The following is a 26796-nucleotide window of genomic DNA, read 5'->3' as shown; positions in this document are numbered from 1 at the left end:
CGGGTGCCCGTTTCCGGACGCCACGGAGTCTAGCCGGGACACCATGGGGAGTTGGCTGGTCACCGGCTTGATCACGCCGGTCCGCTGATCAGACAGCGCGGCCATGCGCGGACTCCTTTCGGGCGGTACCGGCGTACGAGGCGGCCTGGGGCGGGACCGGGTATTCGAGGGCTAGTGTCTGTGGCGCGGTCAGGCCCGGGGCGGTCAGTTGCCAGCCGTCGAACAGCCGGGCGATCTGCTCCTTCGTCCGCAAGTGGACGGGGCAGCCGGCCGTCGTCATGGTCTTGGCGAATCTGCGCACGGGCTTGCCAGAGACGTCGGCGCTGGCGTGCGTGATGACGAGAGCGCTGCCGGTGGCGGCGACGTGTTTGTACTGGTCGACGAGGACGGTCAGGGGCTGCGCCGCGGCGTCTTCGATGTGGTGGAGCACGCTGCCGAAGAGAAGGATGACCGGTTCTCGCCAGTTGATCGTCTCCAGGATTTCTCGCGAGGCGAGGATTGACTCGGGATCGCGAACGTCGGCGCACAAGCTCTCGACGACTGCGGGCGCCTTGCCACCCATCATTTCGTCGGCGCAGGTGTGCACCAGCACGTCGTTGTCGATACACACGGCGCGGGCGGCGGGATGAATGCGGGTCAGGACATCCACCGGCGTTGGGGCGTGGGGCAGGCCGCAGCCGAAGTCGACCAGCTGCCGGATGCCCGCTACGGCCAGGGCCTGCACCATCCGGAGCACGTACAGGCGCTCGTGGCGGACGGCACTCTCCAGGAACGGAATCCGGTCAGCCGCCCGAAGGGCCTCGTCCCGGTCGACGATGTAGTTGTCCCGCCCGCCGAGCAAGTAGTTCTGCATCCGGGCGCTTGACGGCCGCGACTGCAACTCGGCGACCGCGCCGGAGGAGTGGAGGAGCATCGGGTGGTCAGGTCGCATCTCGCTCCACCCCGCCGGTGAACGTATGGAGTTCGGGCAGACGCCACGACGGACCGTCCGGTGCGCCGAGCCACAGCGTGTGCACGGTCTCCGTGATCGTCACGCCCAACTGCTCAACCTCTGGTTCTCCGGCCGCGTGCCACTGACCGAGCGCGTCGAACAGATCGGAGCCGAGATCACGCGGACCCCACTCGTAGATACGGGGGGAGTGGAGGAAGACCACTGCCCGAGACGCCTGGTGGTCATGAAGACGCAGACGGTCGGCAACGTTCCCTTCGAGCTGCGTAACGCCCCGCACGACCTGCATCCGAAGGTCAGGGCGGACGAGGCCGGCGAACAACCGGGCCGCCGGCCGTACGTGCGCCCCCCTCGTGTCCAGGGCTTCCGACTCCCTCGGGCTGCCCTGCGATTCGACGGGTGTGCCCTCGCCGGGGCGGTGCTCGCGTAGCCACACGGTCTGCGGGGCTGGTCCGGCGTGGAAACGCCCGCTGGCCGATGCCCCGTCGCGCGCCACGGTCAGGACGAGCAGAGTGCTGGATCCGCCCAGGGCGGTACGGACGGGCAGGCACAGCCGGCCACCCGGACGAACCCGGGTGACCCACTCCCACGGCACGCGGCGTACCGCACGATGGGACAGCAGCCCGTGGAACGAGCCCGCCGGTCCCAAGACCCCCGCGTCCGGACCGCTGACCACCCGCACCCGCGGGTAGGGGCGCAGGCGCTGCCGGGCGATCTCGGCGAGACGTTCGGTGTCCGCGACCGTCACCACCTGGCCGCCCTGGAGGTGGTGATCCAGAGAGGCTGCCGTCCAGCCGCAGTCGGTGCCGATCTCGGCAATGGCTGTCCCCGGCAGTGGAGCGAGCGCGGCCAGGCGCGCTTCAACGTCTTCTTTGGATGGGATCACTCCCGTGACGAGGCCGGGGCCGCCCTCCCCACCGTCGTCGATGTCGAACACGAGCATCTCGGAACGATGGACGAACTTCGCCCACTCGCCGGCATTCTTGCTCCGGTCCACCCTGCGCCAGCGACCACCTCGGTGCGTACGGATCACGTAGGGCACGAAGTCCTGTCGCCGATCGCAGGCCATCACGTCCCCCGCGTGCTCGTGAACGCGGCCACCCTCGGGTCGCAGGCTGCCGGCCGCCACGCGGGCGTTCATGCCTGGCCTGCCACGGCGACGACGTCTGCAGAGGTTTCACGGCCGGTCGCGGGGCCCAGGAGGCGGAATTGCCACCCGCGCGTGACCGCGTGCGCGGCCGAGGAAGCGCCAAGTGCCCGCAGCAGGCGTCGAGCGTCCTTGCGCACGTCGTCCACCGGACGCTGCTCGTCGGCGGCGATCTCCTCGACGGTCTTTCCGCCCGCGAGCCCTGCCAAGACGGTGAGCTGCTCCTCGGGCAGCTCAACGACGTAGTCCACGTGCTCGGGGACGTCCAAGTGCCCGTGACGGTAGGCGAGATCCACCAAGCCCGCCCGCTCCGACATCCCGAGCTTTCCACCGATCCGGAGGAGGTACGTTTTGACCGTGCTGTCGGACACTCCCATATCGCAGGCCGTCTCTGTGGTCGTCCGTCCCTGGGAGATGCCCAACAGAGCCTCCCGCTCCTTAGGGGTAAACGGCGGCGAGATGGTCTCGTCCGGGGCCGGCATGGTCCTACTCCTTCGGTGTTCTGGAACAGTCGTCGTCATATCGGGGCCGGCCCACTTCGCTGGTCGGCTCGTGGAGGAGTGAGCTACGACCCGCCGTAGAGCTGCAGGGCGAGTTCGGCGAGGACGCACATGGTGGGCAGGCTGATGGCGGCAGCGAGAAGGACGGCGCCCCAGTGCGCACAGGCCTGTCGCCAGCCACGGCGAACGCGCCCTGGCGTCGGCTTGTCTCTCCGGGGTAGGCCCGAATTCGGTTGAGAGGCCGGAGCACGGTGAAGCCGCTCAGGGTGCGCCGCACGATAGGACCCGGTCACGTCACTCACCGTCCCGCCCGCAGTCCTGCTCGGCGTAGCGCAGCAGGACCTCGGTGTGGACCGCGAGACGGAAGGCGTGCTCCCTCGCAGCCTCGAGCCCCTCTCCCGGAGCGACGTCGCGGGCCTCCTGCGAGCGCTCGATCGCCTCACTGCATGCGGACCACCCTCGACTCCCGGCGGAGAGCGATTCCAAGTGGATCGAGACATAGGGGACGAGCGTCGTCACGTAGCCGCTGAGCGCTCGCGTGACCGCCGCAAGGATGTGCGGGTGCGGGTACACCCCCGCCTGCTCCCAGGACTTCGCCGCACGAATGGCTTCGCGGATACGCGTCGAATCGAACCTGGCGCACACAGTCCTGCCCCAGCCGTCACCCACGTTGTCAGAGGCGCCGGCAGTAGGAAGGACGGCGAGCAGTTCCCGCCCGACCTCGGACATCCGCCGATGCAGGGACGCCGCACGCACGGCGTCGCCGGGAATCTCTTCGGCTAGCAGGGCACGCACGCGTACGACCAGTCGATCCCCTTCCAGAGGAAACTCGTTGGCATCGACCGGAATGACTGCTCCGAGCAACCGCATCAGGTGGCCACGCATGAGCAGCAGTTGCACGTGCCGCTCGTCCGCGTCTTCGCTGACTGAGGCAGCCTCGGCGAAGACCAATCTGGTCACTTCGTGATGAAGGGTCTCCTGCACCACGAGAGGCGAAGGCCCGGGTGCGAGGGTGGATAAAACGGTGCTCAGGTCACGGCCCAGTTCCCCGAGTGAGCCCTCCGGCCAGGACACGCCGTCCACTTGCCCACCGCCGACTGCGGGGGCCGAGGTCGTGGTGCGAGGCATAAGGGAAACTCCAATAGTGAGATGCGAAGTTGACGATCGGGGTGTCACCTCCGCGGCCCCCAAAGGGGGACCGCCGAGGCATTTCGAGCCGCTACTCGCCGACAAGGGCAGTTCGTTCAGGAGGGACACGGCGCGGCGAGCCACACGGGCATCGTTCAGGGAGTTCGGAGACGCCGGTACCGCCGCACAGGACTCGGTTGGGACGTCCCGGGACGTCCCGCTGTCCGGATCAATTTCGGGGTCAAGCAACCCAACAGGGGTACGCCGTTGAGGCAAAGGCGTTCCGTTGCGGCCCTCAGATGGCGATGCTGAGGATGTTGAAGGGGATGAGGATGCAAGTAAGGGATTCACATCGTCGGCGGAGCGTCGCTGGCTCAGTCCAGCTGCGGCTTCAGGCGTGACTGGGGCCATCACGGCCTCCTCGCAGGGACGCGGAAGACGCACCACGTCGTCTTGCCGTCGTTGCTGACGCCCCATTTCCGCGCGAGGACGGCGATGAGGAACAGGCCGCGGCCCGACACATCCCCGTCGTCAGCGGGGCGCAGTTCGGCAGGCGTCGGGTTGTCGTCAGTGACCTCGATCCGCAATTCACCGTCGGGATAATGGACCCGGAGTCCCACGTCGCCGGTCCCGTGCTCGACGGCGTTGGTGACCAGCTCGGAGACGGCGAGCACGATGTTCTCGGCCAGTTCGCCGTTCACCTTCCACAGGCCCAGGAAGGCGCGGGTGATCAGCCGCGCCTGGCCGACAAATGCTGGGTCAGAGGTGAAGGCCACGTCGAAGGCGCGCGACGCCTGCGGCGGCGCCTTCGTGGCAGTCGGCGCGACGGCTGTGGCGGGGCTCATCGAGGGCCTCCCGTGCGGGCGGTGTGGGGGAGCGTGCGGCATGCGGCGTCACTGCGTCGCGGGACACGCCTCGTTCCGTCGATCACCAAGCGTGTTCGCACAGTGACAAGCGAACACCGTGCGACACCGAAGAGGGAAGGAAGTTTCAGTGAAGTTGACCCGTCAGTAACTACGATTGGGGTGCCGGAGGAACGGACGGTCCTGACATGCTGGGTGGCATGGCAACTCTTGATGGAAACCCCGTGTCCGCAGACGACTTGCTCCCCCTGGCCCTGACCAACTTCGGTCACTTCACGTCCATGCGCGTCGATGCCGATGGCAGCATCCGGGGCCTGACGCTGCACATGGAACGGCTCGTACGCGACTGCAAGACCGTGTGGGGTGCGGACCTGGACACCACGCTCGTTCGCGAGTACGTCCGCCGGGGCCTGGAAGGGCAGAGCCGTCCGTGCGTCGTCCGAGTCACGATCTACGACCCGAAGGTCGAGATGGGACACCCGGCCAACGCTGACGAACCGCACATCATGGTGTCCGTGCGCGGCGCCGGCGCCCTGCCCCCGGAGCCGCTGCGCGCCATGAGTGTGCCGTACGAGCGCGACCTGCCCGAGGTGAAGCACGTCGGTCTCTTCGGCGCCCTGCACGCCCGCGGGGCAGCGCAGCGCGCGGGATTCGGCGACGCCCTCTTCGTCGGCCGCGACGGTCGCGTGAGCGAAGGCGGCACCTGGAACGTCGCCTTCATTGACGGCAACGGGACGGTGGTGTGGCCGCAGGCACCGGTCCTGCCCGGTGTGACGATGGCCCTCCTCCAGAAGCACGCCCACGACGTCGAGCACCGCACCGCCCCTGTCACCCTCGACCAGGCCAAGCGCATGGCGGCGGCCTTCGCAACGAACACCAGCATCGGGGTTCGGGCCCTGGCGGCGATCGACGACAAGGAACTGCCGACTGAGCACCCGGTGCTCAGCGCACTCCGTGAGGCGTACCTGTCCATCCCCGGCGAGGCCCTGTAGCCGTAGGGGGCGAGCGTGACAACGGGGGTCACACGGTGGACCGGCCGGGAAGTAGCTCTGCTGCGCGAAGCGCTGCGCATGAACGGCAAGGACTTCGCCGCCAAGGTCGGCATCAGCACCAGGCAACTCGTGAACTGGGAGGGGCGAGGTGAGTCGATCAAGCCCCACCCCAACAACCAGGCCGCGCTGGACACCCTGCTCTCCACATCGTCCCCCGACGCCCAGTGGCGGTTCGCTCAGCTCCTCACCGAGCAGGCCGCGGTGGGGCATCACGAGCGAACCGAGGAGCTGCTGCGCCGCGACCCGCGCACCATAAGGCATCCGGTCGACGGCAAGGTCATGGTGCTGATCGAGGAAGGCATCTACCTGTCCGGCCCTGAGGACACGTCGGTTTGGGTGGACGCGTACCGGATCGACGTCTACCCGACGACCAATCTCGACTACGAGCGGTTCGTCCGCGCCACAGGGCACCGGCCGCCACAGCACTGGCCCGGCCAGCGCTGCCCCAGCGGCCTGCACGATCATCCCGTGGTCTGGGTGACGTGGCACGACGCTGATGCGTACGCTCGCTGGGCGGGCAAGGCGCTGCCCACCGTCAGCCAGTGGGAGAAGGCGGCCCGCGGCCCGAAGGGACGCGCTTACCCTTGGGGCAGCGATCCCACCGCCGCGAAGTGCAATACCGCAGAGTCGGGCATCGGCGGCACGACACCCGTCATCCGCTACCAGTCCGGAGTAAGCCCTTACGGGGTTTTCGACCTGTGCGGAAACGTGTGGGAGTGGTGCTCCACGCCGGGAACTGACGGGCCGGACCGGTACCAGTTGAAGGGGTCCGCGTTCAGCAGCCCGTTCGAGCGTGCCGCGCCGGCGCTTGAGAACGCAGCCAGCATCTCGATGAAGGACAACGACACCGGGTTCCGCTGCGTCACCGTTGTGTAGACCGACGCGGACGGGCCGCCCGGCGCTAGCCCCCGGCTGCACGACTGCCCTTTCGCGGTGTCGGGCGTCAGGAGCGCGACGAACCCGCCGTGCTCCTTGACCCGGGTGAGCTGGAATTCGTACTCGTCCAGGTACGGGGTGATGGGCGAGTGCCCGGCACTGTCGAAAAAAACGTGGCCGGATCTGCTGGCGCCCTGCGGCCCAGCCGGCTCTGGGCCGAGTGGCCTGTGTCGCGATCCGACAGCGTTGACTCGCGTTAGTGGGGCGAAGCCAACGTTCGCCATGTTGTACCGCTGTGGGTTTGATCAGGGTCCGGGCCATCACGGAAGTCCTTGTCGTGGGGTCGTGATGCATCGCTCAAGATCACTCACGGTCGCGCTCGAACTGCCGTCGGCTGCGATCGAGTTGGAGTATGGCTCCGGATCTCTCGCCATGTAACGCTCATTTGGAAAGTGTCCGCATGAGCGTTCCGGGTAGATGCCTGGCCGTAACGCGAGGCTTGTTCCGCCGTGTAACTTCCTTGTGGCGGCTACGAGCCAGCGGGGAGACTGGCAGTACTCGTTCAAGGGAGCATCGTCATGACGACAGGGCCGACGACGCCGGCCATTACGAACGAGCTTGCCGACGACGCGGGACCGACAACGCGACGGCGACAGCTCGGTCTTCGCCTACTGGCCTTGAGGGAAGCGGCCGGGCTGTCAGCTGAGGAAGCTGGCGAGCGGGCAGGCGTATCCAAGGCAACGGTCAGCCGCTACGAGCGCGCCAAGGGCAATGTGCGCTGGAATCAGGTCGATCAGCTGTGTCGGGTGTACGGAGCCCCGGATGTTGAGCGAGAAGCCCTGGTGGAGCTGGCGAAGAACAGCAAAGCGACCGAGGCGTGGTGGGTACCCTTCGCCGGAAAATTGACGGACCAGATGCGCATGCTCCTTGGTCTTGAGAACGAGGCGTCCTCCATCAGCCACCACACAGTGGGTGTGGTCCCTGGCCTTCTTCAGACGATGGAGTACGCGCAAGCGATCCAAGCGACGCCGGAGAACGCCCTCCCAGAACAAGAGCTTCAGGAGTATCTGGCGATGCGTATGCAGCGGCAGCGGATCCTCGACCGGCCGGCTCCGCCCACCTACCACGTGATCTTGGACGAAGGGGTGCTGCGCCGCCGGGTGGGCAGCCCTGATGTCATGTCTGCCCAGTTGGACCACCTGTTGGCCCGTGGCCAGGAGCCGAACGTGACCATCCAGGTGCTGCCGTTCAGCAAGGGCGCGCACACCGCAGCGCTCAACAGCTTCATCATCTTCGGAGGGTTCGCTGGACCTGACCCCTCCTTGGATGTCGTCTTCCTTGAGAACCAGGTCGGTTCGCTGTTCCTGGAGGAGGCGCCAGCTGTGGAGGAGTACACCAAGGGCTTCGCCTACCTGCGCCAAGAGGCGCTGGATACACGCTCCTCGGCGGAACTGATCGCCGAGGCCAGCAAGACGCATCTGCGAGACCGGAAGTAGCGAGGAAGAACACGTGGCCGAGAAGCCCCAGCCCGCATGGTTCAAGAGCACCTACAGCGGCTCGCCAAGCAACGAGTGTGTGGAGTGCGCCGTACAGCCGGGCACCATCCACGTGCGTGACTCGAAGTGCGCCGAGCGGGCAACCCTCACGTTCACGCATGCGGCATGGGCCACGTTCGCTTCGGCGGTGCGCGTCGGCAGCCGCCTGGAGCGGCGCTGACCTGCGCCGCTATTGCGCCGGCCCGGGCCCACTAGCGTGGGTTCCGGGCCGGAGTTCATGTGGAGGCACCGCTGCCGCGCCTCCTCGCTACTGGTTCAGACGGAACACCTGAACCGGCGCCGCTGCGTGCGGTATTCAGAGTGGGTAGGACCGCAGATAGGCCCTGAAAGTTCCCGATGCCGAACGATGATGCGGACAGCTGAGAGTCACCGATGTTGTCCGCATCAGGGCTTCGAAGGGAGAAGCCGTGCCGCAGAAGCCGAGACCTCTGGACGAGACCAGGTCGGTGCGTGCCTGGTGGGGTAAGGAACTCAGGAACTGGCGGAACGTCAGAGGTTTGTCTTCCAAGGCGTTAGGGCTGATGGTGCACGTCAGCGGCACCACGATCGAGCGCATCGAGAAGAACGAGCGACCGTGTGACGCGGCATTGGCACGGCAGCTGGACGACGCCCTTGAGGCCGGCGGAGCCTTGGTTCGGCTCTGGCGGCTCGTGGAAGAGGAAGCGGACAAGCACCATGCTGATGCGGACAAGCCGCGCCCTGCCGTCGATGCGGACGACTCTGGTGTAGCGGCCACGGGCATGCTTGAGACGGACCCGCACACACTTTTGGATGGGAGCCTGTCACCCGTGGAGCGCCGCGCATTGCTCGCCTTTGGCGGCCTCGCCGCTGTTGCACCTGACTCGTTCGCCGATCTGGTCCCAGCGCTCGACCAACCCCCTCTTCCCGACGTTGTCCGCCCCGAGGACATCGAGCAGGTGCGATCCGCCTCATCCGTTCTTGCTAAATGGGACAATCTATACGGAGGCGGAGGCATCGTCCGTAGTTCCCTGATCGGGCAACTGAACTGGGCCAGGGGCCTCCTCGAGGCTGACTACGCTCCGGACATCGAAGCCGAACTCTTCACCGAGGTTGGCCGATTGGCCATCGTGATGGGAGCCAGTGCCTTCGACGCCTACGCGCATCGGGATGCGGCCCGGCTCTTGAGGCTCGGCCAACGATGCGCGGAACATGCCGACAACTGGCATCTTCGTGCGACTGCGTTGAACTGGCTTGCAAGGCAGGCGATCTGGTGCGGCGAGCCGGACCATGGTCTGACCCATGCGGAGAACGGGCTGCTGCGGGCTGATCGTCTCACCCCCCGCGAGCAATCGATGCTCCATAACGCCAGGGCTCGGGCGTTGGCGAAGATGAGGCGTCCGCAAGATGCGCTGGCCGCCGTTGGCCGCTCGGACGAGGTCTTCAGCCTGGCGCGGAGCGGCGAAGACGTGTCCTGGATGGCCTACTACGACAATGCCCAACACCATGGCGACACCGGTCACGCCGCGTTCGACGTCGCTCTCCTGCCTGGTCAGTCATCCACGATGGCCAGGCGCCGGCTCCAGACCGCGATCGACGAACACACTGACGCGTACGTGCGCTCGCGGGCGATCTCGGGCACCAAGCTGGCAACGTTGATCATGGCTACGGGCGACCCGCAGCAGGCAGTGTCGATCGCTCACCAGGCCCTCGACGAAGTCGGCCGTCTACGATCCAGGCGGGCCATTGACGATGTCAGGGCCTTGTCCAAGACATCCGCGCGGTACGCCCGCAACTCTGAGGTCGCTGCCTTGCGGGACCGTATCGCCACTAACGTTCTCGTATGACCACCACGCACACCGAGGAGTCATTCGCCGCCCTGAAGGAGATCACCGCCGCCGTAGGGCTGACGACGGCTGGGGCAGAACCCATCCGACTCGCCGAGAACGACCTGTGGCGGCTACCTGGCGAGGTGGTGGTCCGTATCGCGCGGGTTGGCCAGGAAGCTGCCGCGGCACGGGAGGTGGCCGTGGCCCGCTGGCTTGCCGAGAACGACGTGCCGGCGGTTCGGCCCCTGCCCATGGAACAACCCGTCCATGCGGGCGGACGAACCGCAACCTTCTGGGAGCTTCTCCCGCAGCACCAGCATGGCACGGAGGCCGATCTCGCACCCTTGCTGCGACAGCTGCACGACCTTCCCAAACCGGATTTTCCGATTGGCAGGCTGGATCCGTTCGTCCGGATCGCCGAACGACTCAAGTCGGCGCGTTCACTGGGCGAAACTGATCGGCAATGGCTCCTTGGACGGCTTGCCGATCTTCACGGAGAGTGGGAGAACCTACCAACTGGTAGGCCGGAGTGCGTGATCCACGGAGATGCCTGGCGCGGGAATTGCGCGGTCATCGAAACTCCTCACAGGAGGGCTCTGCTCATGGATTTCGAGCGGACCTCTTTGGGAGTTCCTGAATGGGACCTGACGTCAACTGCGGTCGCGTACGACACCTTCGGCAACCTGCCGCGAGATCAATACGACCGGTATTGTGAGTTGTACGGCTACGACGTGATGAGCTGGGCAGGTTATGCCACGCTGCGAGGCATCCGCGAATTGAGACTCGTGACCTTCGCGACGCAGATCGCTGATCAAGCCCCCCAGGCGTTGAGTCAAGCGCGCTACCGCATCGACTGTGTCCGCGGGCGACGGGGGCCACGGCCATGGGGGTGGGAGGCGGTCGCGTGACTGTCGAACCCTGCGGCTACTCGAACCGGCGTCCGCTTGGTTGGAACTCGCCTAAGACACGAACGCGCCGCGCAGCACGTCAGCGTTCGGTCGTTTCCTCGATGACCCAGGACAGGTAAGCACCCGATCCGCCTGTCACAGGAAGTGTGATCCACTGCGGTACCTCGTACGCGTGCCTCTCGGTTACCCATGCCTCCAGTTCCGGCAGCCGATCAGTGGTCGTCATGTACGAGATCCGCCACTCCCGTGCCGTCTCGACCTTGCTCTTCCACCAGTAGACGGCGGTGAACGGCGCATCGATGTGAGCGCCCGCTGCCAACTTGCTCTCAACCGCACCCTGAGCCAGCGCCTTAGCCTGGTCTTCGTCGTCGATGGTCGTCTGAGCAACCACGATGTCGGTCATGTCACTGCCTCTCAAGCCGGGAGTAGCCCGACCCTAGCCAGCCGCTTCTCGTAGGTGCACGGGTGGCCCTACCGCACGTGCGGCATCCCCGCGGTGGGCGAACTCCGCCCTAGCCACGTCCTCTACGCACCCATCCACATATCTAGCCCAAGTAGATTGATCACAAGTGTCGTTGAGACGATGTCGAAAGGCTGGGCCATGGCTTTGGAGATCAAGCCGATTGGGGAAGTTGTCGCGGGCCGCAGGGAGGTCGTCGATGACTATTGGGGTGGCGTCGAATCGATAATTCGGCTCGACGAGGAAGAGTTTCCAATCGGCTCTGTGCAGGGCCTTGAGGATTTCTCTCATCTGGTGGTCGTGTGGCACTTTGATCAAGCGTCCCGGGATGACGTCGAGTACCACGCCCGCAGCCCGCGCGGAAACCCGCAGTGGCCGGCAACAGGCACCTTCGCGCACCGCAACCACCGGCGCCCCAATCAGCTCGCGCAGTCCTTTCCTCGCCTGTTGGGAGTCGACGGCCTCCGTCTGCGGGTGACCGACCTGGACGCCGTGGTCGGTACAAAAATTTACGACCTCTCTCCGTTCTTCATTGAGATGGGGCCGCGCGGCCCGGTTCACGAGCCCGCGTGGCCTGGCGAGATGCTGGAGAACTACTGGGCAGAGAAGGGCTGAAAGGGGCGCAGTTCGGCTGGGGTCGGGTTGTCGTAAGTAGGTTTGCCCAGCGGTGATCATTTCCAGATTCCGTTGGCGCAGTGGTTCGGAGGGTGCGGCCCCATCACTCGACCGGCCGGGGTAGATCGGCGGCCAGCAGGCGCTCGTGAAGCTCCCCCAGAGCAGTGCGGTTGCTGTCGAATCGCAGCAGCTCGCTGGCTGCCTTGTAGTCCAGCCACTGGACGGCGGTGTGTTCGTCAGAGAGCTTGATTTCCACGTTGGTCAGGTCCGCAGCGAATGAGTGCTCAGGCACAACGTAGGTTCCCGTCGGCCAACTGTGGCGATCGGCGAAGAATCGTGCGGGGATGCTGGCCGTGGTCTGCAGCGGGTAGAGCGCGACTGTCCGGTCGAGTCCGAGCTCTTCACGCGCCTCGCGGGCGGCGGCCTGCTGTGGGCTCTCGCCTGACTCACCGCCGCCGGCTACCGCCTGCCAGACGTCCATGTCCTGGCGGCGGAGAACGGCGAATTCGATCTGCTCGCCGACCCGGCGGAACGGGACGACGAGGATTTGGAATGGTGCTCGGGGCATGTGGTTCTCCTTGGCTAGGAATCGGATGGAACACGAGTCGTGGCGCGCTGATGCTCCGCTTCGTGGAGTTGCCCGCAGTTGTCGTGGATCTTCTCCACTGCATGTACGACATCGGCAAGTTCCGACGGGTCGTCGAGCAGCATGCCCGACCCGACTGCTTGTCCGAACGGCACCAGCATGGTGGGCGAAGCGCCAGAGGCGGTCCATGCCGGCCGGGTGACCGCCCTAGATGATCAATTCCAAGGGATGCCTGCGGAGGGTGTGGGGTGGGCGGCGGCCGAAGCCACCGCGAGACGGTCAGGTGGCAGGCTGCCGGTTCTGGTTGTCGAGGTGGCAGCGGGCGGTCAGGCGTCAGGGTCGACTTCGGGGTGCGTAAACCGCACGGGCTTGCCCAGCGACCGGGCGTAGGCGATTTCGGCTCGGGTGCTGTCTCCGATGTAGTCGCCGACAACGAGCACCTCATCAGCGAGCCGGATCTTCGCCCGGTGCAGATCGTCGAGTCGAACCTTCAGCGCCTCGGCCTCGACAGGATCGGACCAAAGTTCGTGCGGCGACTTCATGTCACAGCCCGGTTTGACGACAATCTTTCCGGCTTTGGTCTCCCGCAGATCGGCCTCGTTCATCTCGGTCATGAAGCGGGTGGAGCCGCAGATCACGACGATACGCGGGAGGCTCAACAGCTTCTTCGCGTCGGCGAGCTTCTCCTCGGGGGTGAGCAGTCGCGGGTATGACACTGGTTCCTCCTGGTGGTGTGCTCCAAGGGGTGCCTGCGGAGACGAGAACGAGGGTGTCCAAGATCGTTTTGTGACGAACGACGTGGACACCCTCGCGACAGCACTCTATGCGACGACCGACGACATCCTGAAGGAGCATCCCGACCTGGCGCCGTGGCGCCCGCCGGTCGGCATCACGCCCCGCCTGAGCGATGCCGAACTGGTCACCCTCGCCACGATGCAGGCCATACTCGGCTACACCTCCGAGGCCAAATGGCTCCGCCATGCCCGTGCCCACCTGCGCCACCTCTTCCCCTACCTGCCCCAGCAGCCCGGCTACAACAAGCGGCTGCGCAAGGCCGCCGGTCTGATGCGAAGCGTCAACCGGATCCTGGCCACCACCACCGCGGTGTGGAGCGACGACGTATGGGTCGTGGACTCCACCCCGGTGGAATGCGGCCGCTCCCGCGAGACCGTCAAACGCTCCGACCTGGCAGGCTGGGCCGAATACGGCTACTGCGCCAGCCACAGCCGCTTCTTCTGGGGCCTGCGCCTGCATCTGGTCTGCACCCTTCAGGGCCTGCCCATCGCCTTCGCCCTGACCGGGGCCAAGGCCGACGAACGCGAGACCCTCCTCGACCTCCTGGCCGCCGAATGCGAGCATCTGCGAGAGCGCCCCCGACAGACTCTCATCAGCGACAAGAACTACTTCGGCCGTGGTTTCGAACGCGAACTGTCCGAGCATGGAGTCCAGTTACTGCGGCCTGCCCGTAAAGGTGAACGGGAACGGCCTGGCGCAGCCCTGTTCAAGCCGCTGCGACAGATCATCGAATCGATCAACGAGACCTTCAAGGGACAGCTTGACCTCGAACGGCACCGAGGACGCACACCCGGAGGTGTCATAGCCCGCGTCATGCAACGCATCCTCGCGCTGACCGCCGTGATCTGGCACAACGACGCCACCGGACAAACCGTCCTACGCTCACTGATCGCCTACGGATCACTGACCCCTTGGACTAGATCATCTAGTGAACAGCGGTCATCGCTTTCGTCTTCGAGGGCAAGATGGAGTGACATCTCGGCCATACGCCGGTCTCCAGGGCCTCGCGGACCTTGTGAAGCCACCTACGCGGTTGCGGTGGGAATTTGGTCAGTCCGGCTGCCGCCGGTATCGCAGTCCTGGCGCGCGGTCGAGATCGAGTATGAAGCTGTCGGGCATGGAGGCGCTATCGTCGGCTGGCGCAGTCGGGAGCGTGAGCCTGTAGCCCTTCGCCGCATACGTCGCGGCCCCGGTGCGGGTAAGGCAGTCGTGGGTTCCTCTGCGCCACAGGTAGAGCGAACTCTTGCTGCACGTCAGGCGTAGGGTGCCGGGCACCTCGTCGCACGTGTATGTGCCGAGCGGGATATGTGGCGTGTCGGCGCCGCTCCTGTTCGCGACGGTAGGTGGGGGGCTGGGCTGGTGGTGCAGGAGTTTGGACAGATCGGAATCGAGTGTGCTAGCGAGTTCGGCGCGGGCAGCGGCAGATACTTGGGCTGCGTCTATGCCGGCGTGATTGGATAGACAGATGACGCGGAGCCCCGCGCGGGTGAGGTGTGCGGCGGCGGAAAAGCCCTGCTCGTGGCCGTAGTGGAAGAGGGTCGCTCGGCCGGGCCTCGTGTCGGCATACAGCCCGGGCCCGTACGTGAACGGCGGGTGGTCGCTGGGCCAGTAGTCGATGTGGCGCCCGTGCGGAAGTCCGTCGTCGGCTGACTCGTTCCAATCCTCCCAGAGGTGTTCGAGCCAGCGGTCCAGGTCAGCGGCGGTAGACCATAGGGAGCCGGGGCCGGGCAGTGCGACCGGGCGCTGCTGGTGCTGCCAGCCGTCGGCCGTGACGTGGTAGCTGGCGGCAGCACCGGGGATGACATCGCGGGGATCGGTCTTGAAGCGGGTCGCGGTCATGCCGAGGGGCGTGAAGACCTGCCGGTCGGCGATCTGCTGGAGCCCGGCGCCGTGGACCTGGGTCAGGACCTCCGCAAGGAGGAGGTAGCCGGTGTTGCTGTACAGGAAGCGGCCAGGCTCAACGGCTCGGCGTTGCTGGCGGTAGGCGAGTTGGAGCAGGTCGTCGGCTGTGTAGTGGTCGAGGTCGCGGAAGCCAGCCAGTGACAGCAGAGTTTCGGCGTCCCGGATGCCGCCGCGGTGCCGGATGAGGTCGGCGACGGTCACGTCGGGGATGCGGAAGTTGGGCAGGATGTCGCGCACCGGCCTGTCTAGGGCGAGGAGGCCGTCGCGGGTAGCGCGTACGCACAGGTAGGCGGTGATCTGTTTGGCGATGGAGCCAGCGTTGAAGGCAGTGTTCTCCCCGATGGGCACGGCGAGTTCGAGACTGGCCGCCCCGGTGTGCGCTTGGACTCGCGGGCCGTCGGCGGGATGAGCCAGCAGGATCACGCCGGGCTGAGCCAGTCGGTCCGTGACTGGGGTCGGGGTGCGGTCGAGGCTCACAGGCCGATCGCCTCGTGGTGGACGGTGCGCAGGCGTCGGCGGAGGTCGGGATCGGTGATCAGGCCGAGCGCGTGGGCGTGGTCGTCGACGGTTCCGGCGAGCAGTCCGCGCTGCTGGTCCAGATACGTGGACAGGAACCGGTGGAGATCGCCGCTGGTGGAGGGCAGGACGCGGGCGGTGTAGATCATGGTGAGGGGGAAGGCGAAGCAGGCGTGAAGGAAGCCGAAGGCGGGCCGCATCGTCCTCTTCCACGGGGAGTAGAACGTGGTCTCCTCGCTGATCTTGCAGGCGGTGGCGGCGAGGGCGTCGTTGAGCCAGTTGTGGCCCGCTTCGTGGATCAGGTCGCGGGCGAGCACGACGGGTTCGTCGACGTGGTCGCAGTAGATCGTGCCGGGCAGCCGGGTGATGGTCCAGCTGTCGAGGGTGTCACCGAGCTTCTTGCGGTGCAGCAGGCACAGGACGACGGCGTGGCTGGCGAGCAGACCAGCGAAACCGTGGCGGACGCCGACAGCGTACGCGGCGGCGGCGAGTTCCCGCAGGTCCGGTGGGGCGGAGACGGTGCCGGGACCCAGTACATAGTAGGGGGTCTCGGAGATCGCCGAGCGGGGCATGCGATCCGGGTCGGTCGCGACCACGATACGCGGGCCGATGACGGTGGAGGTGGACAGCGCCGGGGCGTTCGTGTCCGGGTGGGCGCCGTACCAGTCGAAGGTAGCGGTGTCGCGGGCGCGGGCGGCGGTCTCGGCGCCTTCGAGGACATGGTGAGCCAGGCAGTAGTCGGCGGCCGATTCTGCGGAATCGGGTGTGCCGGCCTGGCGCTGGGCGGCGGATTTGAGGACGGTGCGGATCCGGCGGGTGCGGTCGCGGTGCTGGGCCTGAATGGGGGCGAAGGAGAGGGCAGTGGCGGGAGCGTCCACAGGGCGGGTCCTTCCGACAGCAGCTGGGCCTGGGGCCGGGCCCTTGGCGGGCCGGCCCCAGGAGGTGCTCACCGGCGATGTGCTGCCGGTGTGGTGCGTGGTGTTCAGGCGTTGGTGCCTGCGGGGGCCTCGGTCATCGTGGGGGCCTCGGTGGTCGGCCAGCCCTCGGCGGAGACGCTGGAGGTGTGAGCGGTGGTACGGACGGTGGTGTCGTCGCCGCGCAGGTCGTCCACGGCAGCCAGGAACTCGCTGATCCGGTCGTCGGTCATGAGTGTGCTCGTCCTTCCGATCAGGGGTGATAGGGCGGTGCACCTTCTGGGGCCAGGTGGTGCGGCGGCGGACGTGCGGTGGGCATCGCGGTCTCCTTCCGGGCGGTGGTGGGTTCACTGGCTGCGCGGGGCCGGCGCGGCGGCGGGGGTGGCCGCCCGGCGCAGGGCGTCGCGCAGCTCGCTTATGGTGGGCCGGTCCTCGGGCGTGGGGGCGAGCGCGGCCGAGATAGGCACGCGCAGATCCGCTGGGGCGGCGTCGAGGCGGGAGTGGCCGTGCCGGGGGATGTCCTCGCACAGGAAGCGGTAGGTCAGGACGGCAAGGCTGAAGGCGTCGGCGGCCGGGGTGGCGCGGTTGTAGGAGGTGGCGTACTCGGGGGGCCAGTGCACTTCCGGGCTGCGGGCGGTGGGGCCGCACGGGGTGTCGGTGTGGCGTGCGGCGCCGAGGTCGGTGATCAGCCCGTGGCCATCGTGGATGAGGATGTTCTCCTGGTACACGTCGCGGTGCACGATTCCGCGCTCGTGGAGGATGCGCAGGCCCTCGGCGACGTCCGCCAGGAGGCCCAGCCCGGCAGCCTTCTCGCCAGGGGTGAGAGTCGGGGCGGCGGTGAGATGGGAGCGGAAGTTGCCGCCGGGGCAGAAGGGCATGGTGTACCAGTCGAACCGGTCGGTGCTGCCCTCCTCCAGCAGCGGTACGACGTGCTGCGCGCCTTTGGCGGCGCGGGTGACGGCAATCTCATGGCGAAAGTCCTCGCGGGTCAGGGCCCGTTCGGCTTCCGTCATCTCTGCGTACCAGTAGAAACCGTAGGCGGCCTTGCGGGCGCTTTCGCCGAGTTCGGCCAGGACGTGGTTGCTGCCGAAGCCGGCCTTGAGGACCACCGGGGGCGCATCGTCGTGGCTGGCGAGGACCAGGGTGCTGGCACGGGTGAAGGAGAGAAGGTCGTGGACGTGCCAGCCGTCGTGGCGGAGCTGGTCGAGGACCCAGGCAGCGGGGTGCATCGGGTGCAGGTCCATGGGGCGGCTCCTCATATGTGCGCCGTGGGCGGGGCGGCGTTGCGCAGCTGGTTCAGGCAGTCGGCGGTCAGCAGGTCGAGGTCGGGCTCGTTGGTGCACGGGTGGCGCAGCACAGGCAGCCCGGTCGCCTCGGTCCACGCGGTGGCGGCCTGCTCGTACAGGTCGGCGAGCCGGGCGGCGGCGGGCGGGTCCTCGCCGAAGCGGCGCGTGGTGGCCCGGTGGGAGAGCCGGGTGTGGCACAGCTCAGGCGCGGTGGTCAGGAGGACGGTCAGCTCTGCCCTGGCGGCCTTCACGTCGGCGAGTTGTTTCACGTAGTCGGTGACGGGGCGGTCGTGGAGCAGGGCGAGCAGGCATGCCGTGGAGAGGATGAGGCGGTCGGCGACGACCGGGCCCAGGGACAGGGCGGGGGCCAGGTTGTGGCGGGCGTGGAGCTCCAGGTCCAACCGGGCGGCGGCGACCGCGTGTTCGGCGGTGGCCGCCGGGCGGCCGGCCCGCAGGCCGATGATGGTGCGCGTGGCCGGCAGCGACAGCCAGGAGAATTGGCCGATGTGCCCGAGGGCGCGATCGTCGGCCGCGGTGGCGGCCAGGAGCCGGTCGCGCAGGGTGCTCTTCCCGGCTCCGGCAATTCCTTCCAGGGCCAGCAGCACGGGCCTCACCCCTCGGGTTTCTCGGCGATGAGCCAGCTGATGAACTTCGCGACCCGGCCATGGGTGACCGGTTCGGTGCCGTGGGTGAGTTGGGAGCCGTAGAGCAGGGCGGTGCCCTGTGCGGGATTCACGCTCCATCGGGTGCGGGGCATGGCTGCGTACCAGTCGGCGGAGTGGTCGGCGCCGTCGTGGGCCAGCCACATGCCGTCCGCATACCCGTGGCCCTGGGTGTCGTGGTGCAGGCGTGTGTTCCACAGGCGGTCGCTGGAGGTGCTTTCGACGTAGAACGCGCCGCCGGCCTCAGCCTCGTGGATGATCACGCTGATGCCGGCGATCTGCCGGGGCCAGGCGAGTGGGTCGGGGGCGATCCCGTCGAGGTGGCCGGTGATGTGCTGGCCGGGGCCGTATTCGACGTAAGTCCACGGGCGGCAGGCCGTGATCGACGGCATGACGCGGGACAGGGCGGGGCGGGCGCGGTCGAAGGCGTGCTGGAGCAGGCTCTCGGGTTCGTCCGGGATCTTGGGGACCTCGACTCGGCCGGCCGGCTCGTAGACGGCCATGGCCTGCTCGTGAGAGTGGCCGGGGATCTCGTGGATAGAGCTGGACCGCTGTGTGCCGAAGTGGGCGCGGTTCTCCTCGGTGAGGAAAGCGTTCATCATGGCGGCGAGTTGGGCGCGTTCCTCGGGATGCAAGAAGTCCTCGATGCTGCCGACCGCGACGGTCTCGGCTATGTGGATCACGAGCCGGTCCTCCTCGTCTCTAGCACGCGGCGGACGTCGTCCAGGCCGGTGCAGTGGTTGAGCCAACTGGCCACAGGGCGGCGGGTGGTGTCGGTCGGGTTGGCCCACAGGGCCAACAGCTCGCCGGTCAGCGGCAGCTCCTCGGAGCTGGGCAGCTCCTGCGGCACGGTCAGCTGGTCCAGCGCAGGGCACGAGACGGCGTGCTGGGCGGCGAAGGCCCGTCCGAGCCGGGCCGCCGCTGCGCGGGCGCAAGAGCGCAGAAGCGTTTCTGTGGGATCGGTCCGCTGGTAGGTGCGGTACTCGGTCCGTGCCCATCCGACGGCGACCGTCCCTGATGCGGCAGCGACGCGGCAGGTGGCGCAGCACCCGCTGCCGGTCTGCGGGCATGACGTGTGATGAGCCGGGAGGGTGGCGGCGGCTTCGATGAGGGCTGCCCAGGCGGAGTCCGGTAGCAATTCGCCGACGGTGGGTTGGCGGCATGGTGCTGCACGGTGATTGCAGCACGCCGGGCCTGGTCCGGGCGATGGGCCGGGCTGGAGCGCGGGTTCGATGAATAGGGCGTGGAAGTACACGATCCGCCCCAGTAACTGGTGAATCGTCATCGCGTCGGTGGCACTGCTCACGCCGGCCCCTCCTTCGTAGGGGCAGTCGTCTGCGGGACCGGGCAGCAGCAGGCGTCGCCTGCGGCGGGTCGTTCACTATGCAGTGCGTCCGCGACGAGGTGGGTGGCCGCCTCTAGGGCTTGGAAGTACGCCGGCCAGTCGTGCTCGAGGGCCGGGTGTAGCGCCAGGTCGAGCACGGGTGTTGTGGCCCCGGTGGTCTCGCACGTCAACTCAGCCCGCCCCACGGTGACCTGCACCGGGGCGGGCAGCTTAGAGGCCGCTGCGGTGACCGCCCGGCACAGAGCCGCGGCAGCCTGGGCGTACTCGGCTCGGTCGCGGGGGAGGATGCCGACGCGGCGCTCGGCGGGCGGAAGGTCAAGGCCGGTGTACGGGTGGCCCTGGCAGCTGTCGTACGTGACCAGCCCCCACGATCGGGTGAGGGCGTCGACCAGGGGGCGGACGCCGGGCTCGATCGCTTCGTGCCACTGCGGGTGGGCCGGGTCCAGATCGTCGGCCTCGTGCACGCCGGGCAGGCCAACGGTGTTGATATTGCCGTGCGCGCTGGTGTGCAGCCGCACCGGGGCGCGATGGGCGTCGACGCGATCCCAACGGGCGAGGAACGCTGCGACGTTGCGCATGCTGTTCGGGCTGCGGGGGCGCCAGCGCACCGTGCGGCACCAGACACCCGCCGGGTGAGCGGGCTGGGCGAGGAGCGCGGCGATGCCGTCGATCACCCGCATTCGGTAGTCACAGTAGGCGTCCTGGTCCTCGGCCTGGTCCTGGCGCCATCGGGTGGCCACACAGCCGCCGCCGCACGCGGACCGGTACGAGCACGTCGTGCACCGCTCCATCAGGGCCTTGCCCGCGTTGAGCAGCGGAAGCCGCCGCTGAGCGGCGACAACCACCGCCTCGTCGGGGATCCGGTCCAGGCGTCCGAGTTTGGCCTCCGGCCAGGGCAGTTCGTCACAACTGCCGAGCCGTCCGTCCGGGTAGAGCGTGAAGACGTGGTCGCACTTCATGCTGGAGAAGTGGCAGAAGCCGCTGTCCAGCCCGCGCAGCCGCCGGATGGTGGACACGGCCGGTTCCAGTTTCAGGCGGGCGAAATACCCGGCGCCGATCCAGTGAACGGCCGCGGCGAGCGTGAACTCGGCGTACTCAGCCGGGCTGATCGCCCACGCGGGCCCATCGGAACCGCGGACCGCAGCTTCCTGCAGCAGTCGGCTCGCCGGGAGGCGCCGCCCCTGAGCGGTGGTCGGACGCTGGACGGAGGCGTCGAAGCAGGGCACGAAGCTGACGGCGTTGACCGCCTCGAACCCAGCGAGGTGGTGCAGAACCGCCGCCGCGCGGCCGAGCACGAGCGGGGTGACCGCGGCAATCACACCCACCCTCCTGCCGCGAGCGGCCAGCAGCCGCAGGGCGGCGGCGACGCGCGGGTAGACCGGCTGGCCGTCGTAGCCGACACGCCAGGCGTTGCCCGTCGCGTCCCCGTCCAGTGAAATGCCGATCTGGAGGTCCGGGTACAGGGCGTCGAAGAGGTCCAGCCACTCTTCGTCCAGCTTCACGCCGTTGGTCTGGAGGGAGACGCGGACCACGGTGGGCTGGGCGGCGAGTTCGCGCAGGACGTCGGCGACGTGGTCGCGGCCAGCGGTCAGCGGCTCGCCGCCGTGGAGTTCGACAGCGAGCGGACGCCCCCGGAAGAGCTCGGCAAGCCGGCGCACTTGGCCGGCGTCGATCCGCGCTCCGCCCGGGGCCTCCTTGCGTTTCTCGTAGCAGTACAGGCAGTCGACGTCGCAGGTCTCACCGCGTAACTTCAAGATCACCGATACGGCGCTGTCCGTATCCTGGGTGTCCAGGCCGCGGTACAGCTGGGCTATCGGGTCGTGCTGTTCGTTGGTGCGGTACATCGGCTGCCTCCCGGGATGGCCGTGACCGGCAGGGGATCAGTCGTACAGGCGACCCAGCAGGGCGCCCTGGCCGGACTGCAGGATGTGGGCGGCCTCCAGCGGGATCCAGAAGCACTCGAAGTGCGTGGGCTCCTGCTGCCCGTCGTGATCCTCCTGGCTCATCCAGCGCTCCGGGGTGGGCTCGGTCAGCTCCAGGTGGAAGACGTGCCGGTGCTGGAGCTCGAACCGGTAGGGGCTGATGTCGTACTCGGCCTCGCCGAGCTTCCGCACGATCTTGAAGTCTTTGAGGCCCGTCTCCTCGCGGGCCTCGCGCAGCGCCGCCGCCTCCGGCGTCTCGCCCTCGCGGATGCTGCCGGCCGGGACCTGGATGCCCACCTCCTCGTAGCTGTAGTCGGTGTGCCGGAAGACCAGCAGCTTCCCGTCACGCACGACGTAGCACAGCACCTTGTCCTTGGTGACCTTCTCGGGCACGAGAACACCCTTCTTCATTCGATGGAATCGGTCGCGCACCCGGCGGCGCCCAAAGCCAGGGCGCACGGCAGGCACCCCTTGATGACGGAGGGCCGACGCCGGGCAAACGACCTTGAGTCTAGGCCGCGCGAACGCACATCAAGACAGCCTGAAAATGGTCGAACTGGCTTACGGAATAGGCGAGATGGGCTGAAACGGCAGCCCTTGCCGTGCGTCGGCACCACCCCTCCTCGCCGCCCTCGGCGGCGGTGCCGCTGAGCCGGAACCAGATCTGCTTCCCCCGCAGGAGTGGCTGGGGCTCCAGCGCATCGGCCGAGGGGCGCGGCCTCTGTGTCGGGCCGCGCAGCAGAGTGCTCGGTGAGGCGGATCAGGCCAAGGCCGGCAGTTGGCGTACGGCGGCCTCCAGCCGGCCCGGATCCGCGCTGAGGTGCCCGACGCCAGCAGGGGTGAGTTCGCCGGCGAGTCGGCTCTGGCATAAGCGTGCGCGTGTACGTCACGAGGCGGCGCTCCAGGGGACGACGAATCCTGTCCAATGCCGTCTGTGACCGCGACGCTCGGGTGCCCGTTGCCGGACGTTGGTGAGTCTATCTCCGGTGACGTGGGGTGTTGAGCCTTTTCATGCGGGTGATTCAGCCATTTGTTCGATGGCTGTAGCCATGGTGTGGGACGGAGGGGCCCAAGGCCGAAGATCACGGCCACGGTGACCGTCAGCTGGCGCGGGCCCCGCGGATGCGCCTGCGGTCAGACGGGCCGGAGGCTGAACGTGCCGCCGAGCCGCTTGCGCACCTCGCGGTCGGGTCGCATCGAAAGCGTCGGGAAAGGGGTACCAGTTTCGACCAGCGGGCTCTGCGGCGAAAAGGCGAGGCGAGCCATACGGCTTCTGCGGCAGACTGGCTGATCCCTTCGCTGGATGTATCCCTCCCACACCTTAAGATCGTTTGGAGGAAGGCGATTTGACTGAGTCCGATCAGCCGGCGGCCCGGTGGAAGAGCGAGCCGATGACGACGCGGCTCATCGCTGCTGTTCTCGTCACGGATCCGGATAGCGGCAGACTCCTCATCCTGCGGCGCAGCCGCCACTTGGACTTCGCGCCTGGTGAGTGGGATGTCCCCAGTGGGAAAGGCGAGCCCCGGGAACCGATCACCGCGACTGCGGTACGGGAGCTGAAGGAGGAGACGGGCATCGTGGCCACCGAGGCGGACCTGCGCCTCGTCCACGTCGTGCACGGCTCCTGGGGAGCGGAGGTCCCCGGGATGTTCATGGCCTTGGTCTTTCACACCGACCGGTGGAGCGGTACTCCCCACAATGCGGAGCCGCACAAACACGACACCATCGCCTGGGTGCCTCCGGACGACCTGCCGCAACCGTTCACACGCACCACCCTGGTCGCCGTCAAGCGGCACCTCGACGGCGGCCCGATCCTTTCGTTCGACGGCTGGCCAGAGGTCGGATGACGGTCAGTCCGGGCAGCTGCCCCGGAGGCGTTGCCCGGCGTCGTGAAGGTCAGCAATGAGCCGCGCGGCTTCCTTCCTGGCCGGCTCCAGCCGGGGATCCTCGGGGTGCGCGTGTGGCCCCGCGATCTTCGCGCACACGAACAGGGCCATCAGCCGGCCGGACCTGGTCTCCAAGTCTGGCCGACGTTCGCTCCACACGCGCTTCGCCAAGGCCGGGACGGCGAGGGCATGGCCCCATAGCGTTGCCGCGTCCAGCCCTCGTGGCGCCATGCCCCAGTCTTCCCAGTCGATCATGCAGAACTGCGGGCCGGTCACGTTTGCCCACGTCAGGTCGGCGTGGGCCGGCAGCCACTCCTTCACCGCGGTGTCGGTCACCTCGGGGAAAGCATCCCCGAGGGTTGCTGTCACCAGCTCCTGCGTGATGGTTTGAGTGTCCGGCGTAGCGAGGCGAGGTGCCGACTGGGCGGCAAGGGCGTCCAGTGAGGCATTCAGCGCGGACCACCACTCAGCCGGGAGACGGGGGTCTTCGATCACGACAGCGGCTTGACCAACCGGCGCGGCGCTGACCAGTTCCATCTCATCCGCGCGCCACATCACCGGTTCACCCGGCTCGCGCCACGCACACCCTGCGTACCACGAGGGCATGACTACCCCGCTCAGTACAGCAGCGGATTCGGGGCCGCTCCATCCCTGGACGCCGATCCGGTCGAACCCCCGCCGCTCGATGCGCACCCATGTATCGCGGTCCGTTCGAGCCCCGATGGTCCGGCGCTTGCGTACCACCGTCTCCCGGTCGAGACGCAGCTGCAGCGACCGCTCCACACGGTCCAGCACCCCGCCAATCGGTTCTCGGCGTAGATCAACGGAGCGAGGCACAGGAAGCGTCATATCCGGGACCGTAGCAAGCAGGCGGAGCCGCATCCGGAGATGGTCGCCAGCCTCGTCCCGTGAGGACTCGTCTTGTCAACCAGGTCGATCCCCGGTCGGCTGAACTCGTCGGCTGTGCGGGAGAGCACGGCGGTGTTGCCGGCGTCGATGGTGCGCAACGGACTGAGGTACTCCTGCGGCTGCTCGGCCGTGGGCAGCATACGCATGCGTTGGTGTTCGTCCATGCGAGCGCCGAGTTCCGCAATGTGTTGGGGACGTAGGGCTGTCACGGCTGTTCCCATCAGCGGTGAGCGCGGGCAGCCCTGCCCTCGCACGCCTCGACGCGCCCAGGCTTCGAAGAAGCACCGCAACGAGTGGAAGCGTCGAGAACACGGACTCGCCCAACACCCTTACGGCTCAAGCTGGATAGACTCGGCGGAGTCCGGCAACGGGCACCCGAGTCGCTGCGGTCACAGGCGGCGTACGCATTGAATTCCTCATGCTTCGGGAGGCCCGCTGTGCCGTGTGTGCTGCCTGCTAGGCGCCGTCGGTATCACCCCGACGCTCCTGCTGGGGCGTTGACCGAACCTATTCCGTCGCCTGTCACAAGGCCGCGTGCTCATCAGTTGTCACGTTCGCAGCACGGATCACCCTGTGCCTGGGCAGTTGCCCTGTGGCCCGCGCGGTCAACTGCCCTCCGAACGCACCGCTATGTCGAGGAGGAGAAGGCATTGCCATACCGGTCCGTGATCGGACTTCACCTGGTTCTGATCGAGCAGGGCCGGGTGCTGCTCGGCCTGCGTGCGGGCACTGCCTGGTGTGACGGATGGTGGCACGTCCCCGCTGGCCATCTTGAGGACGGGGAGTCTTTCCTTGCCGGCATGGTCCGTGAGGCTCGGGAGGAGCTGGGCATCGCCCTCGCGGAGGAGGACCTGGTGGTCGCGCACACCGTTCACGACCACGATCCCGAAACCGGTCAGAGTCGGCTGCAAGTCTTCTTCACCGCCAAGCAGTACTCGGGCCGACCCTGTGTTGCGGAACCGGACAAGTGCGCGGAGTGGCGGTGGTGGCCGCTCTCCGAGCTGCCGGAGAAATTGGTGCGCTACACCCGCCAGGCCCTGATCTGTATTCAGCGGGGCCAGACCGCGAGCACGCTGGGGTGGCCCGATGCCTGCTGAGGAGGTGCGTGAGCCGGTGGGTTTGATGGCGCCGGAGGACTATGCGAGTTCACGCGCGGTCTTCTGGGGCGGGGCCGCGGTGCTGTTCACCGACGCGGAGGGCAGGGTTTTGCTCCTGGATCCCGCGTACCGGCCCGGAAAGCTGTTGTTGCCCGGCGGGGGCGTGGACCAGGCGGAGCAGCCATCGGCCGCAGCGGTGCGCGAGGTGGCCGAGGAACTCGGTCTGTCCGTCAGCGTGAGCCAGCTCCTGGCGGTCGACTGGGTCAGCAAGGGCCATCCGGAGTTCGGAAAGGTGCACGGCTTCCCCGGTGAGACCGTCTCCATCTGGGACGGCGGCGTCCTGGAGGAGAGCGACATCGCCCGGATTCGCTTGCCCGAAGACGAAATCACCTCGTTCCACTTCCTTCCGCCGGCGCAGGCCGCACGCAGGATGCGCCCGATCGAGCGGCGACGGATGCTCGCTGCCTTGCGTGCCCGGATCGACCGTTCCGGCCCCGCCGTGCTGGAAGACGGAGAGACGGCCGGGCTCGGACAGGCGCTGCAGCGCTTGGACGTCGTCCCGCGCATTGCGACCGGCTACCAGGACATCGCCTGGCACCCGGCCATGGAGCCCGCCGCTAGCCTTCCCGTGAAGCAAGCGTGGGTGTGGGCCTTCGATCCGCTCGGCAGGGTCGTCGTCCTCGTGGATCCGCGCGACGGCCATGTCGTCCTGCCGGGCGGAACGGTCGAAATGGACGACGACGGGCCGAAGGCGGCGGCTCTGCGCGAAGCCGCAGAAGAGGCGGCGCTGCGCCTGCACGATGCCGCCTACCTCGGCTACCTCCACGATCCGGACGGCGCGGTCTACGGCCCAGACACTGGGGCGAACGCCCGGGCACGGTACGTCGCACGCATCGACTCCCTGGGGCCCGCCGCTCCGGATGTTGCGACCGGCATCACCTACGGCCGGCTGCTGGTCAGCCCGGTGCAGGCGAGCGAGCTGCTCGGCCTCGGACGCGCCGGGGCCGAACAGGCCGAGTACGCGGCCCAAACGGCAGCAGCCCGCTGGGGAATTCCGTTGAGTGCGCCGCAGGCCGCGATCGAGATTCCCCACACGGGCATGGCGGCCCTCCTGCCCTGACGTCCGCACGTGACG

30 protein-coding genes and 1 pseudogene are annotated in these 26796 nt (G+C 67.7%); 11 read left to right on the top strand and 20 right to left on the bottom strand.

Annotated features, from left to right (window positions below; genetic code table 11):
* Positions 1-88 precede the first annotated feature (88 nt).
* The 5 genes from U5640_RS11410 to U5640_RS11390 form a co-directional block, all read right to left on the bottom strand.
* Positions 89-931 (bottom strand): SAM-dependent methyltransferase, encoded by an 843-nt coding sequence (locus tag U5640_RS11410; RefSeq protein ID WP_340375679.1) that lies wholly within the window; start codon positions 929-931, stop codon positions 89-91.
* Positions 921-2090 (bottom strand): methyltransferase, encoded by a 1170-nt coding sequence (locus U5640_RS11405; protein WP_340375678.1) that lies wholly within the window; start codon positions 2088-2090, stop codon positions 921-923. Before U5640_RS11405 ends, U5640_RS11410 begins: the two co-directional genes overlap by 11 nt.
* Positions 2087-2578: a LuxR C-terminal-related transcriptional regulator gene (locus tag U5640_RS11400; RefSeq protein ID WP_340375677.1), complete on the bottom strand. Its 492-nt coding sequence runs from the start codon at positions 2576-2578 to the stop codon at positions 2087-2089. Before U5640_RS11400 ends, U5640_RS11405 begins: the two co-directional genes overlap by 4 nt.
* A 312-nt stretch (positions 2579-2890) precedes the next feature.
* Positions 2891-3580 carry a DUF6415 family natural product biosynthesis protein gene (locus tag U5640_RS11395; RefSeq protein WP_340375676.1) on the bottom strand — a complete coding sequence of 230 codons (690 nt, stop codon included), beginning with the start codon at positions 3578-3580 and terminating at the stop codon, positions 2891-2893.
* A gap of 554 nt (positions 3581-4134) precedes the next feature.
* Complete coding sequence (locus U5640_RS11390; RefSeq protein WP_340375675.1) at positions 4135-4569, bottom strand: ATP-binding protein; 435 nt, start codon at positions 4567-4569, stop codon at positions 4135-4137.
* Between the two features lie 218 nt (positions 4570-4787).
* Between U5640_RS11390 and U5640_RS11385 the strand changes: the two genes are divergently transcribed.
* The 6 genes from U5640_RS11385 (at position 4788) to U5640_RS11360 (ending at position 10766) form a co-directional block, all read left to right on the top strand.
* The gene (locus U5640_RS11385; RefSeq protein WP_340375674.1) at positions 4788-5579 is read left to right on the top strand and encodes an aminotransferase class IV family protein; all 792 of its coding nucleotides are present in this window, start codon (positions 4788-4790) and stop codon (positions 5577-5579) included.
* 78 nt (positions 5580-5657) lie between these two features.
* Positions 5658-6515 carry an SUMF1/EgtB/PvdO family nonheme iron enzyme gene (locus U5640_RS11380; protein ID WP_340375673.1) on the top strand — a complete coding sequence of 286 codons (858 nt, stop codon included), beginning with the start codon at positions 5658-5660 and terminating at the stop codon, positions 6513-6515.
* Positions 6516-7093: 578 nt separating this feature from the next.
* A complete protein-coding gene (locus tag U5640_RS11375; protein ID WP_340375672.1) occupies positions 7094-8011 on the top strand; it encodes a helix-turn-helix transcriptional regulator in 918 nt (305 codons plus the stop codon).
* Between the two features lie 13 nt (positions 8012-8024).
* Positions 8025-8231, top strand: coding sequence for a DUF397 domain-containing protein (locus U5640_RS11370; protein ID WP_340375671.1), 207 nt, complete (start codon positions 8025-8027; stop codon positions 8229-8231).
* Between the two features lie 247 nt (positions 8232-8478).
* Positions 8479-9876 carry a helix-turn-helix transcriptional regulator gene (locus U5640_RS11365; protein ID WP_340375670.1) on the top strand — a complete coding sequence of 466 codons (1398 nt, stop codon included), beginning with the start codon at positions 8479-8481 and terminating at the stop codon, positions 9874-9876.
* On the top strand, positions 9873-10766 hold the full coding sequence (locus tag U5640_RS11360; protein WP_340375669.1) for an aminoglycoside phosphotransferase family protein: 894 nt from the start codon (positions 9873-9875) through the stop codon (positions 10764-10766). Before U5640_RS11365 ends, U5640_RS11360 begins: the two co-directional genes overlap by 4 nt.
* A 79-nt stretch (positions 10767-10845) precedes the next feature.
* Here the strand turns inward: U5640_RS11360 and cutA are convergent, their stop codons facing one another.
* Positions 10846-11169, bottom strand: a complete 324-nt coding sequence (gene cutA / locus U5640_RS11355) for a divalent-cation tolerance protein CutA (RefSeq protein ID WP_340375668.1) — start codon at positions 11167-11169, stop codon at positions 10846-10848.
* 198 nt (positions 11170-11367) lie between these two features.
* Between cutA and U5640_RS11350 the strand changes: the two genes are divergently transcribed.
* Positions 11368-11841, top strand: coding sequence for a TrmO family methyltransferase (locus U5640_RS11350; protein WP_340375667.1), 474 nt, complete (start codon positions 11368-11370; stop codon positions 11839-11841).
* Between the two features lie 103 nt (positions 11842-11944).
* On the opposite strand, the gene U5640_RS11345 is transcribed toward U5640_RS11350, so the two are convergent.
* The 3 genes from U5640_RS11345 to U5640_RS11335 form a co-directional block, all read right to left on the bottom strand.
* Entirely contained in the window at positions 11945-12409 is a 465-nt protein-coding gene (locus U5640_RS11345; RefSeq protein ID WP_340375666.1) for an NUDIX pyrophosphatase, read from the bottom strand.
* Positions 12410-12423: 14 nt separating this feature from the next.
* Positions 12424-12552 carry a hypothetical protein gene (locus U5640_RS11340; RefSeq protein ID WP_340375665.1) on the bottom strand — a complete coding sequence of 43 codons (129 nt, stop codon included), beginning with the start codon at positions 12550-12552 and terminating at the stop codon, positions 12424-12426.
* A 201-nt stretch (positions 12553-12753) separates the two neighbouring features.
* A complete protein-coding gene (locus U5640_RS11335; protein WP_340375664.1) occupies positions 12754-13143 on the bottom strand; it encodes a hypothetical protein in 390 nt (129 codons plus the stop codon).
* Positions 13144-13213: 70 nt separating this feature from the next.
* On the opposite strand from U5640_RS11335, the pseudogene U5640_RS11330 reads away from it, so the two are divergent.
* Positions 13214-14077: pseudogene (locus tag U5640_RS11330) on the top strand (IS982 family transposase); the annotation flags it as partial.
* A 195-nt stretch (positions 14078-14272) separates the two neighbouring features.
* On the opposite strand, the gene U5640_RS11325 reads toward U5640_RS11330, so the two are convergent.
* From U5640_RS11325 to U5640_RS11285, 9 genes are all read right to left on the bottom strand, one after another.
* Complete coding sequence (locus tag U5640_RS11325; protein ID WP_340375663.1) at positions 14273-15601, bottom strand: serine hydrolase domain-containing protein; 1329 nt, start codon at positions 15599-15601, stop codon at positions 14273-14275.
* A complete protein-coding gene (locus tag U5640_RS11320) occupies positions 15598-16518 on the bottom strand; it encodes an HEXXH motif-containing putative peptide modification protein (protein ID WP_340375662.1) in 921 nt (306 codons plus the stop codon). The genes U5640_RS11325 and U5640_RS11320 overlap by 4 nt, the downstream gene beginning before the upstream one ends.
* A gap of 104 nt (positions 16519-16622) precedes the next feature.
* Positions 16623-16787, bottom strand: a complete 165-nt coding sequence (locus U5640_RS11315; RefSeq protein WP_340375661.1) for a hypothetical protein — start codon at positions 16785-16787, stop codon at positions 16623-16625.
* Positions 16788-16901: 114 nt separating this feature from the next.
* A complete protein-coding gene (locus U5640_RS11310; RefSeq protein WP_340375660.1) occupies positions 16902-17798 on the bottom strand; it encodes a protein kinase in 897 nt (298 codons plus the stop codon).
* Between the two features lie 11 nt (positions 17799-17809).
* Positions 17810-18445, bottom strand: a complete 636-nt coding sequence (locus U5640_RS11305) for a hypothetical protein (RefSeq protein WP_340375659.1) — start codon at positions 18443-18445, stop codon at positions 17810-17812.
* Between the two features lie 5 nt (positions 18446-18450).
* Positions 18451-19185 carry a hypothetical protein gene (locus U5640_RS11300; protein ID WP_340375658.1) on the bottom strand — a complete coding sequence of 245 codons (735 nt, stop codon included), beginning with the start codon at positions 19183-19185 and terminating at the stop codon, positions 18451-18453.
* The gene (locus U5640_RS11295) at positions 19182-19808 is read right to left on the bottom strand and encodes a hypothetical protein (protein WP_340375657.1); all 627 of its coding nucleotides are present in this window, start codon (positions 19806-19808) and stop codon (positions 19182-19184) included. The genes U5640_RS11300 and U5640_RS11295 overlap by 4 nt, the downstream gene beginning before the upstream one ends.
* The gene (locus tag U5640_RS11290; protein WP_340375656.1) at positions 19805-21691 is read right to left on the bottom strand and encodes a radical SAM protein; all 1887 of its coding nucleotides are present in this window, start codon (positions 21689-21691) and stop codon (positions 19805-19807) included. The genes U5640_RS11295 and U5640_RS11290 overlap by 4 nt, the downstream gene beginning before the upstream one ends.
* Before the next feature lie 36 nt (positions 21692-21727).
* Positions 21728-22162: an NUDIX domain-containing protein gene (locus U5640_RS11285; RefSeq protein WP_340375655.1), complete on the bottom strand. Its 435-nt coding sequence runs from the start codon at positions 22160-22162 to the stop codon at positions 21728-21730.
* Between the two features lie 998 nt (positions 22163-23160).
* On the opposite strand from U5640_RS11285, the gene U5640_RS11280 reads away from it, so the two are divergent.
* Positions 23161-23616: an NUDIX domain-containing protein gene (locus U5640_RS11280; protein WP_340375654.1), complete on the top strand. Its 456-nt coding sequence runs from the start codon at positions 23161-23163 to the stop codon at positions 23614-23616.
* Positions 23617-23619: 3 nt separating this feature from the next.
* On the opposite strand, the gene U5640_RS11275 is transcribed toward U5640_RS11280, so the two are convergent.
* Positions 23620-24504, bottom strand: coding sequence for a hypothetical protein (locus tag U5640_RS11275; protein WP_340375653.1), 885 nt, complete (start codon positions 24502-24504; stop codon positions 23620-23622).
* Entirely contained in the window at positions 24501-24710 is a 210-nt protein-coding gene (locus tag U5640_RS11270) for a hypothetical protein (RefSeq protein WP_340375652.1), read from the bottom strand. The genes U5640_RS11275 and U5640_RS11270 overlap by 4 nt, the downstream gene beginning before the upstream one ends.
* Positions 24711-25229: 519 nt before the next feature.
* Here U5640_RS11270 and U5640_RS11265 point away from each other — a divergent pair.
* Both U5640_RS11265 and U5640_RS11260 read left to right on the top strand, forming a co-directional pair.
* Entirely contained in the window at positions 25230-25661 is a 432-nt protein-coding gene (locus tag U5640_RS11265) for an NUDIX domain-containing protein (protein ID WP_340375651.1), read from the top strand.
* Positions 25651-26781: an NUDIX hydrolase gene (locus U5640_RS11260; protein ID WP_340375650.1), complete on the top strand. Its 1131-nt coding sequence runs from the start codon at positions 25651-25653 to the stop codon at positions 26779-26781. Before U5640_RS11265 ends, U5640_RS11260 begins: the two co-directional genes overlap by 11 nt.
* Positions 26782-26796 lie beyond the last annotated feature (15 nt).

This window comes from Streptomyces sp. SS7 (assembly GCF_037993025.1).
GTDB lineage: Bacteria > Actinomycetota > Actinomycetes > Streptomycetales > Streptomycetaceae > Streptomyces.
Note: the sequence above shows the minus strand (reverse complement) of the source record. Positions and strands in the feature narration are given on the sequence as shown.

Coding starts and splice junctions, on each gene's coding strand:
- U5640_RS11410 (WP_340375679.1), bottom strand. CDS start 931: ATGCGACCTGACCACCCGATGCTCCTCCACTCCTCCGGCGCGGTCGCC.
- U5640_RS11405 (WP_340375678.1), bottom strand. CDS start 2,090: ATGAACGCCCGCGTGGCGGCCGGCAGCCTGCGACCCGAGGGTGGCCGC.
- U5640_RS11400 (WP_340375677.1), bottom strand. CDS start 2,578: ATGCCGGCCCCGGACGAGACCATCTCGCCGCCGTTTACCCCTAAGGAG.
- U5640_RS11390 (WP_340375675.1), bottom strand. CDS start 4,569: ATGAGCCCCGCCACAGCCGTCGCGCCGACTGCCACGAAGGCGCCGCCG.
- U5640_RS11385 (WP_340375674.1), top strand. CDS start 4,788: ATGGCAACTCTTGATGGAAACCCCGTGTCCGCAGACGACTTGCTCCCC.
- U5640_RS11380 (WP_340375673.1), top strand. CDS start 5,658: ATGAACGGCAAGGACTTCGCCGCCAAGGTCGGCATCAGCACCAGGCAA.
- U5640_RS11375 (WP_340375672.1), top strand. CDS start 7,094: ATGACGACAGGGCCGACGACGCCGGCCATTACGAACGAGCTTGCCGAC.
- U5640_RS11360 (WP_340375669.1), top strand. CDS start 9,873: ATGACCACCACGCACACCGAGGAGTCATTCGCCGCCCTGAAGGAGATC.
- cutA (WP_340375668.1), bottom strand. CDS start 11,169: ATGACCGACATCGTGGTTGCTCAGACGACCATCGACGACGAAGACCAG.
- U5640_RS11350 (WP_340375667.1), top strand. CDS start 11,368: ATGGCTTTGGAGATCAAGCCGATTGGGGAAGTTGTCGCGGGCCGCAGG.
- U5640_RS11345 (WP_340375666.1), bottom strand. CDS start 12,409: ATGCCCCGAGCACCATTCCAAATCCTCGTCGTCCCGTTCCGCCGGGTC.
- U5640_RS11340 (WP_340375665.1), bottom strand. CDS start 12,552: ATGCTGCTCGACGACCCGTCGGAACTTGCCGATGTCGTACATGCAGTG.
- U5640_RS11315 (WP_340375661.1), bottom strand. CDS start 16,787: ATGACCGACGACCGGATCAGCGAGTTCCTGGCTGCCGTGGACGACCTG.
- U5640_RS11310 (WP_340375660.1), bottom strand. CDS start 17,798: ATGGACCTGCACCCGATGCACCCCGCTGCCTGGGTCCTCGACCAGCTC.
- U5640_RS11290 (WP_340375656.1), bottom strand. CDS start 21,691: ATGTACCGCACCAACGAACAGCACGACCCGATAGCCCAGCTGTACCGC.
- U5640_RS11280 (WP_340375654.1), top strand. CDS start 23,161: ATGACGACGCGGCTCATCGCTGCTGTTCTCGTCACGGATCCGGATAGC.
- U5640_RS11275 (WP_340375653.1), bottom strand. CDS start 24,504: ATGACGCTTCCTGTGCCTCGCTCCGTTGATCTACGCCGAGAACCGATT.
- U5640_RS11270 (WP_340375652.1), bottom strand. CDS start 24,710: ATGCGTATGCTGCCCACGGCCGAGCAGCCGCAGGAGTACCTCAGTCCG.
- U5640_RS11260 (WP_340375650.1), top strand. CDS start 25,651: ATGCCTGCTGAGGAGGTGCGTGAGCCGGTGGGTTTGATGGCGCCGGAG.